This window comes from Phenylobacterium sp. SCN 70-31, assembly GCF_001724605.1.
Lineage (GTDB): Bacteria > Pseudomonadota > Alphaproteobacteria > Caulobacterales > Caulobacteraceae > Phenylobacterium.
On sequence record NZ_MEEX01000054.1, the window covers coordinates 1 to 15,878 of the forward strand.

Annotated in this window: 16 protein-coding genes and 2 pseudogenes; 9 read left to right on the forward strand and 9 right to left on the reverse strand. The window is 69.6% G+C overall.

The genetic code is table 11. The features are described 5' to 3' along the window. Nucleotides 1–150: pseudogene (locus tag ABS78_RS23295) on the reverse strand (ferritin-like domain-containing protein); the annotation flags it as partial. Between the two features lie 142 nt (nucleotides 151–292). Between ABS78_RS23295 and ABS78_RS23300 the strand changes: the two are divergent. Then, nucleotides 293–976 carry a sulfur transferase domain-containing protein gene (locus tag ABS78_RS23300; protein ID WP_293385448.1) on the forward strand — a complete coding sequence of 228 codons (684 nt, stop codon included), beginning with the start codon at nucleotides 293–295 and terminating at the stop codon, nucleotides 974–976. 8 nt (nucleotides 977–984) lie between these two features. On the opposite strand, the gene ABS78_RS23305 is transcribed toward ABS78_RS23300, so the two are convergent. The 3 genes from ABS78_RS23305 to ABS78_RS23315 all read right to left on the reverse strand — a co-directional run bounded on the left by ABS78_RS23305 (nucleotide 985) and on the right by ABS78_RS23315 (nucleotide 3,441). Beyond that, nucleotides 985–1,185 (reverse strand): hypothetical protein, encoded by a 201-nt coding sequence (locus ABS78_RS23305; RefSeq protein WP_293385451.1) that lies wholly within the window; start codon nucleotides 1,183–1,185, stop codon nucleotides 985–987. Nucleotides 1,186–1,291: 106 nt separating this feature from the next. Then, nucleotides 1,292–2,866: a leucyl aminopeptidase gene (locus ABS78_RS23310; RefSeq protein ID WP_293385454.1), complete on the reverse strand. Its 1,575-nt coding sequence runs from the start codon at nucleotides 2,864–2,866 to the stop codon at nucleotides 1,292–1,294. Between the two features lie 122 nt (nucleotides 2,867–2,988). Continuing rightward, a complete protein-coding gene (locus tag ABS78_RS23315; protein ID WP_293385457.1) occupies nucleotides 2,989–3,441 on the reverse strand; it encodes an SRPBCC domain-containing protein in 453 nt (150 codons plus the stop codon). A 272-nt stretch (nucleotides 3,442–3,713) separates the two neighbouring features. On the opposite strand from ABS78_RS23315, the gene ABS78_RS23320 reads away from it, so the two are divergent. Continuing rightward, the gene (locus tag ABS78_RS23320; RefSeq protein WP_293385460.1) at nucleotides 3,714–5,900 is read left to right on the forward strand and encodes a TonB-dependent hemoglobin/transferrin/lactoferrin family receptor; all 2,187 of its coding nucleotides are present in this window, start codon (nucleotides 3,714–3,716) and stop codon (nucleotides 5,898–5,900) included. 14 nt (nucleotides 5,901–5,914) lie between these two features. Beyond that, nucleotides 5,915–6,889, forward strand: a complete 975-nt coding sequence (locus ABS78_RS23325) for a DUF6607 family protein (protein WP_293385463.1) — start codon at nucleotides 5,915–5,917, stop codon at nucleotides 6,887–6,889. Between the two features lie 3 nt (nucleotides 6,890–6,892). Here the strand turns inward: ABS78_RS23325 and htpX are convergent, their stop codons facing one another. Continuing rightward, nucleotides 6,893–7,864 (reverse strand): zinc metalloprotease HtpX, encoded by a 972-nt coding sequence (htpX, locus tag ABS78_RS23330; RefSeq protein WP_293385466.1) that lies wholly within the window; start codon nucleotides 7,862–7,864, stop codon nucleotides 6,893–6,895. Between the two features lie 217 nt (nucleotides 7,865–8,081). On the opposite strand from htpX, the gene ABS78_RS23335 reads away from it, so the two are divergent. Both ABS78_RS23335 and ABS78_RS23340 read left to right on the forward strand, forming a co-directional pair. Next, a complete protein-coding gene (locus ABS78_RS23335) occupies nucleotides 8,082–8,954 on the forward strand; it encodes a diacylglycerol kinase family protein (RefSeq protein ID WP_293385469.1) in 873 nt (290 codons plus the stop codon). Continuing rightward, nucleotides 8,951–9,811, forward strand: coding sequence for an inositol monophosphatase (locus ABS78_RS23340; RefSeq protein WP_293385472.1), 861 nt, complete (start codon nucleotides 8,951–8,953; stop codon nucleotides 9,809–9,811). Before ABS78_RS23335 ends, ABS78_RS23340 begins: the two co-directional genes overlap by 4 nt. A 127-nt stretch (nucleotides 9,812–9,938) precedes the next feature. On the opposite strand, the pseudogene ABS78_RS23995 reads toward ABS78_RS23340, so the two are convergent. After that, nucleotides 9,939–10,124, reverse strand: a pseudogene (locus ABS78_RS23995) (hypothetical protein); the annotation flags it as partial. Between ABS78_RS23995 and ABS78_RS23350 the strand changes: the two are divergent. Beyond that, the gene (locus ABS78_RS23350) at nucleotides 10,117–10,884 is read left to right on the forward strand and encodes a Coq4 family protein (RefSeq protein WP_293385475.1); all 768 of its coding nucleotides are present in this window, start codon (nucleotides 10,117–10,119) and stop codon (nucleotides 10,882–10,884) included. The pseudogene ABS78_RS23995 and the gene ABS78_RS23350 overlap by 8 nt on opposite strands. A gap of 28 nt (nucleotides 10,885–10,912) precedes the next feature. Here the strand turns inward: ABS78_RS23350 and ABS78_RS23355 are convergent, their stop codons facing one another. After that, nucleotides 10,913–11,089, reverse strand: coding sequence for a DUF4169 family protein (locus tag ABS78_RS23355; RefSeq protein ID WP_293385478.1), 177 nt, complete (start codon nucleotides 11,087–11,089; stop codon nucleotides 10,913–10,915). Between the two features lie 61 nt (nucleotides 11,090–11,150). On the opposite strand from ABS78_RS23355, the gene ABS78_RS23360 reads away from it, so the two are divergent. Further along, nucleotides 11,151–11,387 carry a DUF2171 domain-containing protein gene (locus ABS78_RS23360; protein WP_293385481.1) on the forward strand — a complete coding sequence of 79 codons (237 nt, stop codon included), beginning with the start codon at nucleotides 11,151–11,153 and terminating at the stop codon, nucleotides 11,385–11,387. A 63-nt stretch (nucleotides 11,388–11,450) separates the two neighbouring features. On the opposite strand, the gene ABS78_RS23365 is transcribed toward ABS78_RS23360, so the two are convergent. Both ABS78_RS23365 and ABS78_RS23370 read right to left on the reverse strand, forming a co-directional pair. Beyond that, a complete protein-coding gene (locus ABS78_RS23365) occupies nucleotides 11,451–12,653 on the reverse strand; it encodes a pyridoxal phosphate-dependent aminotransferase (RefSeq protein ID WP_293385484.1) in 1,203 nt (400 codons plus the stop codon). Between the two features lie 184 nt (nucleotides 12,654–12,837). Continuing rightward, nucleotides 12,838–13,806 carry a hypothetical protein gene (locus ABS78_RS23370; RefSeq protein WP_293385487.1) on the reverse strand — a complete coding sequence of 323 codons (969 nt, stop codon included), beginning with the start codon at nucleotides 13,804–13,806 and terminating at the stop codon, nucleotides 12,838–12,840. 135 nt (nucleotides 13,807–13,941) lie between these two features. On the opposite strand from ABS78_RS23370, the gene ABS78_RS23375 reads away from it, so the two are divergent. Both ABS78_RS23375 and ABS78_RS23380 read left to right on the forward strand, forming a co-directional pair. Continuing rightward, nucleotides 13,942–14,643 carry a TVP38/TMEM64 family protein gene (locus ABS78_RS23375; protein WP_293385490.1) on the forward strand — a complete coding sequence of 234 codons (702 nt, stop codon included), beginning with the start codon at nucleotides 13,942–13,944 and terminating at the stop codon, nucleotides 14,641–14,643. 248 nt (nucleotides 14,644–14,891) lie between these two features. Beyond that, nucleotides 14,892–15,878: 2-isopropylmalate synthase (locus ABS78_RS23380; protein WP_293385493.1), on the forward strand; the 987-nt coding region annotated here is incomplete at its 3' end.

Sequence of the window (15,878 nt, forward strand, 5' to 3'; positions counted from 1 at the left end):
ATCCCAGAAGTGGTCGTGGGTCGCCGAGATGATCTTGTCGAAGGCGGTCGAGCGGTTGTTGTAGCGGTCGAGCTCCAGCATCGACTCGAAGTCGTCGGGCGCGACGGCGTCGTAGATGATGTCCTTGGTGATGTTGCCGTCGGCGGCCATGCAGTGCTCCTCACCTTGATCGTTATGGCCGCCACCATGCGATCTGAACGGTGATCAGTCAAGGAAGATGACGGGGGCGTCACGATTGTCGGTGACGCGGAGCCGCCTTTCCCGCGGCGGCGGGCGCCCCTACTTAGGCGGCATGGACAGCGCCTCCCCGCCGGCCCGCTTCGATCTCTCGAGCCCGCTCGGGCGCGCGGCGACCTATGCCGACTATATGTGGAACGACCATGCCTACCTGCGGCTGGGATTTTCCAACGCGCACTGGATCTCGGAGGAGCTGGTGCGGGCCAACCAGCCGTGGCCGCATCAGATCTCGGCGTGGAAGGACCGGGGGATCCGCACCATCGTGAACCTGCGCGGCGGCTTCGACGCCAGTTTCCACGCCCTGGAGAAAGACGCCTGCGAGCGGCTGGGGCTGAACTTCGTGAACTTCACCATCACCTCCCGCGAGGTCCCGTCGCGCGAGCGCGTGCTGGGCGCCAGGGCGCTGTTCGAGACGCTGGAGTATCCGGCCCTGCTGCACTGCAAGTCCGGCGCGGACCGGGCCGGGATCATGAGCGCCTTCTACATGCATTTCCGGAAGGGCCAGCCGATCCGGCAGGCGATGGAGCAGCTCTCGCTCCGGTACCTCCACATCCGGCACGGGAAGACGGGGGTGCTGGACTATGTGTTCGCCCGCTACCTCACCGAAGGCGAGCCGCGGGGCATGAGCTTCATCGAATGGGTTGAGAGCCCGCTTTACGACCCTGCGGCCATGAAGGCGGAGTTCCGCACCAACATGTGGGGCAATGTGCTCACCGAAAGCGTGCTTCGGCGGGAATAGCCGCCGCTTCAGCTCCGCCGCATCGACGAGTCGCCGCGCCGCGACTGGGTGTTGAGCAGTCCCGCCATGTGCCGGGCGTCGTCCTCCGACAGGCCGGTCTGCGCGACGCCGCCCACGATCGCGGGTTCGGTCGTCCAGATGACATAGACGGTCCACCCGGCGGGATCGCGCCGGAGGCCATAGCGGTCGTTCTTGCGTTCGTCGGGCATCGAGTCGCCAGATTGCCCGATCCGGCCTTCCGGGCCAACGGATCCGGCAAAGGATCCGGGCCAAGGATGGAAGGCCGCCCCAATCTGCGGCGGCCTTCGTCGTCCGTCAGTCGCCCGCTCTGGCGGGTTCGGCGGCGCGGGTGGAATCGAAGTTGCGCGCCAGTTCGTCCAGCAGCATCACGCCGAAGCCCTGACCTCCCTTCGGTCCCAGCGGCCTGTCGCTGTCGGCCCAGCTCACCCCGGCGATGTCCAGGTGCGCCCACGGCGTGGTCGGGTCCGCGAAGTAGCCGATCACATGGGCGCCGATGCCGGCGCCCGCGCTGGGCGCCAGCGAGATGTCGCGGATGTCAGCGACGGGCGAATCCACATCCTTGGCGTAGCTCGGGTGCATCGGCAGGCGCCACACCGACTCGCCGGTGGCGTTCGCCGCGGCTTCGACCTGGGCGGCCAGGCCGTCGTGGCGGCTGAACAGGCCGGCGTATTCGTCGCCCAGCGCCGATCCGACCGCGCCGGTCAGGGTGGCCACGTTTACGATCGCGGCCGGCTTGAAGCGGCTCTGAGCATAGGCGGTGGCGTCGGCCAGTACGATCCGGCCCTCGGCGTCGGTGTTCAGGCGCTCGATGGTCCGGCCGTTGTGCGCGCGCACCACGTCGCCGGGACGCGCGGCCGATCCGCCGGGCATGTTCTCGGCCAGGGCGGCGACGGCCACCACATGGACCGGGGCGTTCGACTTGGCCAGCGACAGCACGGCGCCCATGGCCGCCGCCGCGCCCGCCATGTCGCCCTTCATCTTCCACATGTTGGCGCCCGGCTTGATCGAGATGCCGCCGGTGTCGAAGGTGATCCCCTTGCCGGTGATCGCCAGCGGACGGTCCGGGGCGCCTGGGCCCTTGTAGGTCACGATCACCATGCGCGGCGGCCGGACCGAACCCTGGCCGACGCTCAGGATCGCGCCCATGCCCAGCTTCTCCATCGCCGCGACGTCGAGGACCTCGACCGTCGTGCCGGAGACGCCCTTGAAGGCCGCACGGGTGCGCTCGGCGAAGACTTCCGGATAGAGGACGTTCGGCGGCTCGGCGATGAGGTCGCGGGCGAAGCCGACGCCCTCGGCCAGGGCGCCGCCGCGCCGGCTCCAGGCCGCCTGGGCCGCCGTCGCGCCGGATCCCGCGATCACGAACGGCGTGGGCTGCGCGCTGGCCTCGCTTCTGGAGCCGGATTTGTAGAGGTCGAAGGCGTAGGCGCCCAGCGCGACGCCCAGCGCGGCCTCGTCGGGGGCGGGCAGGCCCGTCGAGGCGAGGGCGGCGGGCGAAGAGGCCTGGGCTGTCGTGCGGGCGGCCGCGACGCCCAGCTTGCGCAGCTCCAGCGCGCTGAGTTGACCCGCCGCCGGTGCGGCGCCCAGGACGACGATCTCGTCGTAGCCGCCCAGGCTGCGGAAGGTCAGGCTGGAGCCGGCCTTGTAGTCGAACTTGGCGGCGGCGAGGCCGCGGGACACGGCCGCGCGGGTCGTCGCGTCCAGGCCGGGCGCGCGCAGGGCCAGGTCCGTCTCGCCGGCGGCGGGCACCACGAGCACGCCGGACGTCGGGATCTCGGCGGAGAAGCGGATCGGCCGGGCCTGGGCCGTCGGGGGGAGGGCGGCGGTCGCGAAGAGGGCCGCGACCGCCGCGGCGGTCAGGAAACGCATGGAAGACTCCGTATGGCTGCGTCTTCGATTTGGCAGGCCTCGGGGTCTCTGGCTAGGGCGGGGCCGGTGGGGCCGTCCGGCGCGGCGAACCGCGCGACGAACGGTCTCCGAGGCGGCGGCCGTCAGCGCAGGCGGCGAATCTGAGCCGATTCCTCGGCGAGACTCTTGATCTCACGGATCGCCGCTTCGGCCGGCCGCTTCAGCGCGGCGGCCCCGATGTCGTCCAGCGGTCCGGTGATGAAATCCAGGCGGGTGCCGTGGTCGACTTCCGAAATCTCGAAGGTTTCGCAGAACGAGCGACCCTCGGGCGCGACCCGCCCCTCGTCGTACTCGAAGCTCAGGCGGCGGCCCGGTTCGAACGCCGCCACGCGGCCGGCGGCCCGGGTCGCGCCGCCCGGCTCCTTCCAAGCGACGGAATCGCCTTCCCGCCACGAGGTCCGGATCGAGAGGCCGTCCGTGTAGGCCGAGGCCCATTCGCGGACCAGTTCGGGATTGGTCAGGACGCGCCAGACTTCAGAGGGCGGCGCTTCGATATCGAGCGTGTGGTGGAAGGTCTGCATGGCGCGCGGGCTCACCGGTGACCGATTTCCATCGGAACAGGCCGATCCCGCGACCGCACGGATTCGTACCAATCGCGGAGGTTGTATCGGTTCGCGGTAAGGTTAAGAAAAGCCCGCGTCCCGACGGTCTCAGCTCTACTTCCAATAGTATTTATGGCACAAGCCGGCGAAATTGCGTCATGGCCAAAGTGTCGCACGGGCGAAATATCCACAGGCCTTATTGCGATTGATTCTGCGAATAAGTCGCAATAAGAGCGCGGGAGCTTCAGCTTCCGGAGAACTCGCAGATGCGTCTTGCCCTGTTCGGCATGGCTTCCGCCCTGGTCATGGCGACCGCCTCACCCGCCGGCGCGGAGGGAGCGGCGGACGACGCGGGCGGGGTCACCGTCGATCCGGTGTCCGTCATCGGCTCGCGGACCGAAAAGCCCCAGAGCGAATTGCCGGTCACCGTCAGCGTCATCACCGACGCCGAGATCGAGGACCGACTGTCGTTCGACATCAAGGACCTGGCGAAGTTCGAGCCCGGCGTCTCGGTCCGCTCCAGTCCCACACGCTTCGGCGCGGCGCTGGGCACGACGGGCCGCGACGGCAACGCCGGCTTCAATATCCGGGGCCTCGACGGGAACCGGGTGCTGATCCAGCTCGACGGTGTGCGCGTGCCCGACGGCTTCACCTTCGGAGCCCAGGCGGTGGGCCGGGGCGACTACCAGGACCTCGACCTGATGAAGTCGGTGGAGATCCTGCGAGGACCGGCTTCGGCGCTGTACGGCTCGGACGGCGTCGCGGGGGCGGTCAGCTTCGTCACCAAGGACCCCGAGGACTTCCTGAAGGGCCGTGATTTCGGCGGGCGCGTGCGCGGCGCCTATGGCTCGTCGGACGCCAGCGTCGGCGGTACGGTCGTCGGCGCGGGCCGTCAGGGTCGGCTCTCGGGCATGATCGCCTACACCTACCGAGCCGGCCATGAGCAGGAGACGCGCGGCTCGAACGACGCGGCCAACACCGACCGCACCACCGCCAACCCGCAGGACATCCTGACCCGGTCGGTGCTGGGCAAGCTGGTGTTCGACGCCTCTGACAACAACCGCATCCGTCTCACCGCCGAGCACTATCATCGCGACATCAAGACGACCGTTCTCTCCGGCATCGCCAAGCCGCCGCTCGCGGCGACCTCGGTGATCGGCCTGGCCGCCGCCGACGACATCGAGCGCGACCGCGTCATGCTGGATCAGCGGATCACCTTCGAGGGCGGCCCGGTCGAGCGGCTGGTGTGGGGCGCCTACTGGCAGGACAGCACGACGGTGGAGTTCACCGCGGAGGACCGGTTCACCTCGGCCGACCGGACCCGCCTCAACACCTTCGACAACCGCGTCTACGGCGCCTCGGCCCAGGTCGACAGCCGGTTCGGGATCCACCACCTGATCTTCGGCGCCGACGTCTCGCGCACGCGCCAGACGGGTCTGCGCGACGGAACCGTGCCGCCGGTCGGCGAGCCCTTCCCGCAGCGCGCCTTCCCCAACACCGACTACACCCTGATCGGCGCCTTCCTGCAGGACGAGATCGCCCTCCTGGACGGCCGCCTGACGTTGTACCCCGCGCTGCGCTACGACTGGTACAAGCTGGACCCGAAGGCCGACGCCTTGCTGGTGGGCTTCGCGCCCAGCAAGTCGGACGACGGCCGCCTCTCGCCGAAGTTGGGGGTCGTGTTCGAGCCGGCCGAGCCGGTGCGGCTGTTCTTCAACTACGCCCACGGCTTCAAGGCGCCGTCGCCCAGCCAGGTGAACAACGCCTTCTCCAACCCGATCCAGAATTATCGCTCCGAGCCGAACCCCGACCTGAAGCCCGAGACCAGCGAGGCCTTCGAGGGCGGCGCGCGCTGGGTCACGCCCATGTGGATCGCCGAAGTGACGGCCTTCTCGGCCGAGTACCGCAACTTCATCGAACAGGTTCAGGTGGCGGGGAACTTCACGCCCGCCAACCCGGGCGTCTTCCAGTTCGTGAACCGGGCCAAGGTGAAGATCCGCGGGATCGAGGGACGTGCGCGGTTCCAGCTCGACCACGGCCTGGGCGTCTTCCTGGGCGCCGCCTACGCGACGGGCGACAGCTACACGCCGGCCAAGGCTCCGCTGGACAGCATCGATCCGATCAAGGTCACCGCCGGGGTGAGCTGGCGCGATCCGGCCCGGCGGTTCGGCGGCGAGATCACCGTGGTCCGCTCCGAGCGCAAGTCGGCCAGCCGCGTGGCCCAGGCCTGCGCGCCCACCTGCTGGCGGCCGAACGCCTTCACCGTCGTGGACGTCACCGCCTTCTGGCGCGTGGCCGACGACCTGACGCTGCGCGGCGGGGTCTTCAACGTCTCCGACGAGAAGTACGCCTGGTGGAACGACGTGCGCGGCCTCAGCTCCACGTCGGTGGCCCGCGACGCCTATACGCAGCCCGGCCGCAACCTCTCGCTTTCCCTCACCTACGACTTCTGACGATGATGGACGCCATGACCGCCACCCGCCGCACCTGCCTCGTCCTGGCCTTCGCGGCCAGCTTCGCGCTTCCCGCCGCTGCGCATGCGGTCGGCAAGCCGCCGGAACAGGACCGCCAGTCGATCCTGGGCATGGCCGGCGACTATCGCGTGCGCTTCGACATGCGCGAGACCACGCCGTTCGTGGACGACTACACGCCGCTCGATCCCAAGCGCAGCGGCGGCTACGAGTCGGTGCGGGTGATCGAGGATCGCGGCGACGTCATCAGCCTCCAGCACCTCCTGGTGGTCGAGGACGAGAACGAGAAGCCGGTGATCGTGAAGCACTGGCGCCAGGACTGGACGTGGCAGCCGGCCAAGGTGGTGGTCTACGAAAGCTCGGGCCGCTGGACGCTGAAGCCGGTGTCCGCCGCCGAGCGCAAGGGCGCCTGGTCGCAGACCGTGTGGCAGACCGACGACTCCCCCCGCTACGGCGGCGTGGGCCGCTGGACCTACGACCACGGCGTGGCCAAATGGCAGAGCGGCCCGACCCTGCGGCCGCTGGCGCGTCGCGACGCCGTGCGACATCCCGCCTACACCTGGTACGTCGGCGTGAACCGCCATGCGCTGACGCCCAAGGGCTGGGTGCACGAGCAGGACAACGCCAAGGTCGGCGTGCGCGACGGCAGGCCCGTCACCTACGTCCACGAGGTGGTGACCAACACCTACAACCGGTTCGACGAATATCCCGTCGCCGCGGCCGACAGCTACTGGGCCAAGACCAGGGACTACTGGGCCGAGGTCCGCCGCGCCTGGGATCAGGCGATCGCCAGGGACGGCGGCGTGCGCGTCACCGAGGAGGCGAACGCCGGCTCGGTCACGGGCCCCAAGCTGATGGGGCTGGCCGACGAGATCGCCGAGGGCAAGACCGAGACGGCCAAGGCCGTGGCCGAGGCGCGCGCCCTCATCGGCGGGTCCGAGAAGGCGCGGCCGCTCGCGGGGCTCAAGTAGGCGCTACGACCAGGGGCCGGTGCGCCGTGCGCCGGTCACCGGCACGGCCGTCCCGCGCCCGGAGCTGGAGCCGGGACCGCGACCGGGGCCGTCGCCACGGCCCTTAAGCGGCGCTGCGCGGCCGGTCATCTCCATGAGAGCGCGCACGCGGTTCTGGGTGGCCGGGTGGGTCGAGAACAGGTTGTCGGCGCCGCCGCCCGCCAGCGGGTTGATGATGAACATGTGCGCCGTGGCCGGATTCCGCTCGGCGTCGGGGTTGTGATAGCCGCCCTTGGCGTAGGCCTCGATCTTCTGCAGGGCCGAGGCCAGCGCCTGAGGATCGCCGCTCATCTCGGCGCCTTCGCGGTCGGCCTCGTATTCGCGCGCACGGCTGATGGCCATCTGGACCAGGCCCGCCGCCATCGGCGCGATGATCATCATGGCCAGGCCCGCGATCATGTTGCCCGGCCGCCCCTCGGCGTCGCGCCCGCCGAAGAAGAACGCGAAGTTGGCCAGTGCGCCTACGGCGCCGGCGATGGTGGCCGTGATCGTCATCGTCAGGGTGTCGCGGTTCTTCACGTGCGCCAGTTCGTGGGCCATCACGCCGCGGATCTCGCGCCGGTCCAGCAGGCCCAGCAGGCCGCGCGTGGCGGCGACGGCGGCGTGCTGCGGGTCGCGGCCGGTGGCGAAGGCGTTCGGCTGGTCCTGGTCGATCACATAGATCTTCGGCGCCGGCATGTTCGCGCGCGCCGCCAGCTCCAGCACGTCGCTCACGTAGTTCCGGATCAGCGGCTCGGGATGCGAGGCGTCGACCTCGGTCGCCCGGTACATCCTGAGCACGATCTTGTCGGCGTTCCAGTAGCTGAACAGGTTCATCCCGCCCGCGAAGACGAGCGCGATCAGCATGCCGGTGGGGCCGCCCACGGCATAGCCCACGCCCACGAACAGGGCGGTCATCACGGCCAGCAGGGTGAAGGTGCGAAGGTGGTTGCGCATGGGCCTCTGTCTAGGTTGGAAACCGTGGCGGATATATGGGCGAAGTCATACGCGTATGAAAGACGTGCACGCGTATGAATTGGCGGCCGCGGGCGCTGGCGTTGCGGGCCTCTCATGCTGCGCCGGCCCCTGTGCGGCCGTGGGGCGGGCGTGGGGCGGGAACGCGGCGGCCGATCCGCGCTTTAGGATCGACGTCGTCTGTTTTCTCCGAGGGTCGATGCGCGCGCTCCTGGTCCACAACGCCTCTTCAGGGACGCGGCCCGTTCCGCGAGCGGCGCTGGAGGCGGTGCTCGAGAGCGCCGGGTTCGACGTGGCCTACTGTTCGCATCGCGACGAGGATCTGGGCGCCGCCCTGGCCCGCGGCTTCGACCTCGTGGTGGCGGCCGGCGGCGACGGCACCGTGGCGGACGTGGTCTCGGGGCTGGAGAACGTGGAGATTCCCGTGGGCATCCTGCCGCTGGGCGGATCGAACAACATCGCCCTCGCCCTGGGTGTGGACGCCGATTGGCGCGACCTTCCCGCGCGGTGGTCGCTGGACGCCTGGACCCGGCTGGATCGCGGCGAGGCGGATGGCCCTTGGGGCCGGCGACCGTTCGTGGAGGCGGTCGGATCGGGGGTCCTGACCGAGGCGGCCGAGGCGGCCGAGGAACAGCCCAGGACCGCCGTCGAGAAGCAGGCGAACGGACGCGCCGCGTTCTGCGCCGCCCTGCGCCAGGCCGACCCCTTTCCCTGCGCGATCGACGCGGACGGATGGTCGTGGGCGGGGCCCTGCCTGATGGTCGAGGTGCTGAACGTCCCCGTCGTCGGCTCCCGGCTGGGGCTGTCCAGCAGCGGATCGGCCGGAGACGGCCTTCTGGACGTGGTGATCGTGACCCCCGACGACCGCGACGCGCTGCTGGCCTGGGCCGAGCAGCCCGACAATACACGCCCGCCCCTGGGCGCGCGGACGACGCGGGCCGCGCGGCTGACGGTCCATGACCGGCCCTTCCGCCTGGACGACCGCTCGCCCGACGAGAGCCTCGCGGGCGAGGTGGATGTCCGGCTCCGGCCGTCCTGGGTGAAGGTCCTCAAGCCCGGGCGGCGGCGGTGACGACGAGATCGCCCCTCCCGGACGAGTCGCTCCTGCGCGAGATCGAGGCCGTGGCGGTGGAACTCGCCCAATTGGGCGGCGCCGAGATCCGGGCGGCGCTGGGCGGGCTTCTGCGCGTGAAATACAAGGGTATGGAGGGTGAGGGCGTAGAGGGTGGTCCGGCGACTTTCCGCGACCCGGTCTCCGAGGTGGACGCCCGGGTCGAGGCCTTGATCCGGGAACGCCTGGCCGAGCGCTTCCCGCGGCACGACATCGTCGGCGAGGAGATCGACCATCGGCCCGGACTGGGTCACGATTTCCTGTGGGCGGTCGATCCGATCGACGGGACCGCCAACTTCATCAACGGCTTTCCCCTGTTCGCCTCGTCGGTGGGCGTGCTCTACCGCGGCTGGCCGGTGGCGGGGGCGGTCTGGTGCAGCGCCAGCCATGCGCTGGAGCCCGGCGTATACCACGGCGCCTCTGCGGGCGACGGCGGCGTTCGCTTCAACGGCGTTCCGCTGGACGTTCGGCCGAACCCCGCTATCCGGCGTCGGCTGGGCGGCGAACCCTGGGCCTCTGAACATTCGACGCAGGGCTGGGACGGCCGCAAGACCGGCTCGGCGGCCATAGAATGCGCCTTTGTGGCTGCGGGCCTGCTGCAGATGGCGTGGTTCGAGCGGCCCAACATCTGGGACGTGGCGGGTGGAACGGCGCTGGTGCTGGCCGCCGGGCTGCACGCGATGGAACGTCGCGGAGACGGCTGGGCCGCTTTCGACGGCTTCTCGACCGGAGACCTGGAGGCGGGCGCCTGGGTCGCGCCCCTCGCCATCGGCCACGCCGGCGCGCTGGAGCGGTTCGTGGAGAGCGGCGCGGGGTGACGAGGCCGCCGTCAGCCCTCGCCGGGCCCGGTCTCCTGCACGAACGCCAGGGCCGCCACACGGCAGGCCGAGGCGAGGGGACGCTCGAGTCACGGGTTTCGGCCATGCGGTCCAGCACCGCCCAGAACTCGGGTTCCAGCGCGATGGAGGTCGCGTGGCCCGAGAGCAGGAGCGAGCGTTTGCGCAAGGTCGCCATACGCCGCGTGTTTACGGGCTGCGTGGTGTAATCGAAAAGCCCTTGCAAAAAGATGACGCATGCGTCATCTTTGTGGGAACGCCGCTTAGACCAGAGGTCCTCCCCCCCTATGGCCATGACCGCCGACGTCGCCGAATTCCGTGCGCCCGCGCCGCGCCCCGTCTCGACGAAGATGGACTGGGGCCACGCGTTCCGCGCGCTCCAGAAGCTGCTGTCCGACAAGGAGGACACGCGGCAGGTCTTCGAGATCATGCGGGCGTTGAACGGGCGATCGACCGCCCGGGGTTACCTGCGCCTGCTGTCCACCGTGGAGGGCGGCCGGATCGCCTACGCGCGCGAGGAGTTCGCGCGCCGGCTCATGGACGACGCCTGGCTCGACAGCCTGCCCGAGGGCAGCGTCGGCGCCGCCTATCGGGAATTCATCCGGTCCGAGCAGCTCTCGGCCGACGGCCTGGCCGACGTGAGCCGCGAGGGGATCGAGGACGTGGACAACGCCCACCCCTATGCCTGGTTCGGCCGCCGCACGCGCGACGTGCACGACATCTGGCACATCCTGTCGGGGTACGGCCGTGATGCGCTGGGCGAGGCGTCGCTGGTGGCCTTTTCCTACGCCCAGACCAAGGGCCTGGGTTGGGCGTTGATCGCGGTGGGGGCGGCGTCCCGGTCGCGCAAGGACCGCTCGCAGCCCTATGCGAAGGCGATCTGGCAGGGCTACCGGCGCGGCAAGGCCGCCAAGTGGCTGCTGGGCGAGGACTACGAACGCCTGATGGCGGAGCCTCTGGAGTCTGCCCGCCGGCGCCTGGGGATCACCCCGCCCACCGTCTACGATTCCATCCCGGAAGAGCTTCGCAACGGCGCCTTGCCGAAGGCGGCCTAGTCACGTCGCCGGACTTCGGGGGAAGCGTTCAATCCTCGCGCTTCTTCCCGTCGAGGTCCCGGCGCGCGCGTTCGGCCTCGACCTTCGCCGCCGCCGTCTCGCCCTTGGCGCGTCCGAATTTCACGCGGTTCTCGGCGGCTCGGACCTTGGCCGCGGATTTCCCGCGGGCCTTGCGCGCTTTGTTGAGATTGATCAGCTCGGCCATTGAAACCCCGGCTCTGGCGATCCGTTACCCCGTCCCCTTAACCGAAGACGAGGAGACGATCATGATCCAGGCGTCGGAAATCCGCGAGCATATGGAAGTGATCGGTTCGGACGGCGGTCACGTCGGCCGGGTGGATCACGTGCAGGGCGGCGACATCGAGCTGGCCAAGCTGGATCTCGGCGCGGGCCTCAAGCATCACCTGATCCCGCTGAGCTGGGTCGAGATGGTCCGCGACGAGAAGGTCTGTCTGAATCTCACCAAGGACGCGGCCAAGGCCGCCTGGCGCGAAAAGCACTGAGGCGCGAGACGCCCGGAGTCCTCAGGCGCCGGCGGCGCGGCCTGGGCCGCGCCGCCGGCGGTTCTATTTCACGTTGGCGCAGAAGCGCTGGATCCGCTGGCACGCCTCTTCCAGCGCCGCATTGGACGTGGCGTAGCTGATCCGGAAGTGCGGCGAGAGGCCGAAGGCCGCGCCGAACACGACCGCCACGCCCTCGGCCTCCAGAAGTTCGACGGCGAAGTCGGCGTCCGAGCCGATCACCTTGCCGGACGGCGCGGTGCGGCCGATCAGGCCCTGGCACGACGGGTAGACGTAGAACGCGCCTTCCGGGGTCGGGCAGTGGATGCCGTTGGCCTGGTTGAGCATCGAGACCACGAGGTCGCGGCGCTGCTCGAAGAGCTTCGCGTTCGGCTTGATGAAGTCCTGCGGGCCGTTCAGCGCTTCGACCGCCGCCCATTGCGAGATGGACGAGGGATTCGAGGTGGTCTGGCTCATCACCTTGGCCATCGCCTTGATGAGCGGCTCGGGACCGGCCGCATAGCCGATGCGCCAACCGGTCATGGCGTAGGCCTTGGAGACCCCGTTCATGGTCAGCGTACGGTCGTAGAGGGCCGGCTCGACCTGGGCGATGGTGGTGAATTCGAAGTCGCCGAACACCAGGTGCTCGTACATGTCGTCGGTCAGGATCCAGACGTGCGGGTGCTTCAGCAGCACATCGGCCAGCGCCTTGAGTTCAGCACGCGTATAGGCCGCGCCCGACGGGTTCGACGGCGAGTTCAGGATGATCCACTTCGTCTTCGGCGTGATCGCCCGCTCCAGGTCGGCGGGGCGGACCTTGAAGCCGGTGTCGGCCGACGTGGAGACCGCGACCGGCGCGCCGCCGGCCAGCAGCACGATGTCCCAGTAGCTGACCCAGTACGGCGTGGGCACGATCACCTCGTCGCCCGGGTTCAGGGTCGCGAGCAGGGCGTTCCAGATCACCGGCTTGCCGCCCGGCGACACGTTCACCTGGCTGGGCTTGTAGGCGAGGCCGTTCTCGCGCTGGAACTTGGCGCAGATGGCCTCCTTCAGCTCGGGAATGCCGTCCACGTTCGTGTACTTGGTCTTGCCGTCGCGGATGGCCTTGATGGCCGCGTCCTTGATGTTGTCCGGCGTGTCGAAGTCGGGTTCGCCCGCGGCCAGGCCGATCACGTCTTTCCCCTGGGCCCGAAGCTCGCGGGCTTTCGCGTCCGCCGCCAGGGTGGCGGACGGCTTCACGCGGGCCAGTGCGGCGGATTCCAGGGACATGGCGGAGTCGGCTCCCGATCAGGGTTGGAAAAGGACGGCGCCCGTGTAGCCCAAGCCGCGCCGCATTCCTACCCGCGGGGAGCCGCTCTTCGCGGCCGCTTGGCAGGTCATGGCCCGGGAGGGCCGTGCCTGCCGCGGGCGTGGCGGCGAAATCATACCTCGCCGCCCTCGCGCCGTCGTTCGGTCAGCCGAAAGGGTCGGGCGTGAAGAACGCGTACCCGACGACGACGCCGTCCTCGACGAACTCATTGGCCGCCGCGGGCCGCAGGTCGAAGCCACCGTCCGATCTCGGCTCGTAGATCAGCGGGCGGGCCATGCCCGCCCACAGGTCGAAGCCGCCCGTCGCGTCCGCCGGGCCGTCCCCGGGTGTCGCTTGCCCCCCGGCTTCGTCGCTTGGTCGCCGGCCCACCACGATACCGCCCTCGACGATGTCGTCGGGTCGGGCCGGGCGCATGACGATCCCGTCCTCGGTGAATTCGAAGACGAGAGGCTCCTCGCTCGGCAGAGGATCTTCGGACGCTTCGTCCTCGGGGTCCGGCAGGGCGCCGCCGCCTCCGCCGTCCTTGCCGCCCTGGCCTGGGGTCCAGCCGCTCCAGCGGCCATAGGTCTCCCACCAGTAGTTGGCGTAGTCCTCGACGGTCGTCCCGCCCACCCGGTCGACCCAGGCGGTGGAGTTCCGGTCGTTGTTGGGACCGTAGAACTCTGTGAAGAAGGCGCGGAAGACGTCCGGCCTCTCGGTGAGGATCTGGCTCAGCAGATAGCCTTCGACGGTGGTTCGGCCGGTCTCCAGGATGCCCGGCGGCAGGACGAACGCGCCGTCTTCGAGCGGAGCGGAGGCCCCGCCGCTTCCACCCTGACCATAGCCTTCCCAGCGCCCGTGCTGTTCGTACCAGTAGTTGGCGTAGTCCTCGACCGTCGTGCCGCCCACGCGCTCGATCCAGGCGCTGGAGTGAGGGTCGTTTCCGCCCCCGTGGAAGGCGTCGTAGAAGGCGCGGAAGACGTCCGGGCGATCTCGCAGGATCTGCTCGATCGCGATTCCGTCGCGCGTTGTTCGGACCCCCGGCGCCGCAGCGGCGAAGGTCTCCATGGGAGCGAGCAGGCCGGACTCCGCGCCCTCGGCGTCCAGCAGCGCCCCGAAGAGCGTGTTCTTCAAGATTCAGTCCCCAGTCTATGTCACGCGGGCCAGGATGCGGCGCGGGGCGGCGAGGACAACTGTAAGAACCTTATAAGGGGCGCTTCCGGTCGCGGCGGGTTGACCCGGGGCGACGAACACGCGACCCCATCGGCGATGCGCCGGCTGCTGGCCTTCCTTTCGGACATGGACGCCAGGGCGTGGCGGACCCTTCTCGTGTCGTTCGTCCTGTTCGGCGGGGTGGGTGTGGTCTTCCTGTTCGGCGCGCCCCTGGTCGGCCTGGACGGCGAGCGGACGCTGGAGCATTGGCTCACCGCGACGCGCGGACCGTGGGCGTTGCCCGCGGCGATCGGCGCCTTCGCCGCACTGGCCTTCATCGGCACGCCCCAGATCGTTCTGATCGCGGCCGCCGTCGTGGCGTTCGGGCCCTTGGCGGGCGCCGCCTACAGCTGGATCGGGACCATGGTGTCGGCCCTGGTGGGCTTCTGGCTGGGCCGGGCGGCCGGGGCGAAGACCTTGGAGCGGTTCTCCGGCGAGGGGGTGCGTCGCTTCATGCGGCTCGTGGGCGAGAACGGATTCCTCGCCAGCCTGATCGTGCGTCTCGTGCCCTCGGCGCCTTTCATCGTGGTCAACATGGCGGCCGGCGTGACGCCGATGCGGACCCTGCACTTCGTGGCCGGCACGGGCCTGGGCATCGTGCCCAAGATCGTGCTCACCGCCTTCGCCGGCGCCTCCATCGTCCAGCTCATGCGCGGCGATGTCGGCCGGAACGCCCTGGTCATCGTCGCCGTGGTGCTGCTCTGGCTGGCCCTGGGCTGGTTCGCGCGCTCGTGGCTGCGGCGGCGCGGAGAGGGTTGATCGCGCGGTGGCGCAACGTTCTGCCCAAGCCGCGCCTATTCGCCACGTCCGGCGCAAGATGCTTGCTCTTGGGTTGGGCTTTCGGTAGATGCAGCGCCATGCGCACGCGGCTCGACAGCCTGCTTCTTCTCTCGCTGGGGCTTAGCCGCCCCTGGGCGCCTCTCTAGGCACGCGCGCGTTCGCGGCCGGGCGTTCAGGGGATCTGCCTCCGCCCGCAGACTGAAATCCCGCGAAGAGACCTAGAGACAATGACCCAGACCGCAAACGACGCCGTTCCGGCCGAGTCCGCCGCCAATCCGCAGGCCGGACGCGACCGCGTCATCATCTTCGACACCACCATGCGCGACGGCGAACAGTCGCCCGGCGCCTCGATGAGCCACGAGGAAAAGCTGGAGCTGGCGAAGATCCTCGAGGACATGAAGGTCGACGTGATCGAGGCCGGTTTCCCGATCGCCTCGAACGGCGACTTCGAGGCCGTCCGCGCGATCTCCGAGATCGTAACCGAGAGCACCGTCTGCGGCCTGGCCCGCGCCGGCGCCGCCGACATCGAGCGATGCGCCGAGGCGGTGAAGAAGGCCAAGCGCGGCCGCATCCACACCTTCATCTCCACCAGCCCGGTCCACATGAAGTGGAAGCTGCAGATGGAGCCCGAGCAGGTGCTGGAGATGGTGACCAAGTCGGTCACCCTGGCCCGCAACCTGTGCGGCGACGTGGAGTGGTCGGCCGAGGACGCCACCCGCACCGAGCGCGACTTCCTGCTGCGCTGCATCGAGGCGGCGATCAGGGCCGGCGCGGGCACGATCAACCTGCCCGACACGGTCGGCTACACCTATCCCAGCGAGTACGCCGACCTGTTCCGCGACGTGATCGAGAACGTCCCAGGAGCGGACAAGGTGATCTTCTCCACCCACTGCCACAACGACCTGGGGCTGGCGGTGGCCAACTCCATCGCCGGCGTCCAGGGCGGCGCGCGCCAGATCGAGTGCGCCGTCAACGGCATCGGCGAGCGCGCGGGCAACGCGGCCCTGGAAGAGATCGTCATGGCCCTCAAGGTCCGCGGCGACCGGCTGCCCTATGTCACGGGGATCGAGAGCCAGCACATCACCCGCGCCAGCCGCTACGTCTCGGCCATCACGGGCTTCCCGGTGCAGTTCAACAAGGCCATCGTCGGCAAGAACGCCTTCGCCCACGAGAGCGGCATCCACCAGGACGGGATGCTGAAGAACGCCGAGACC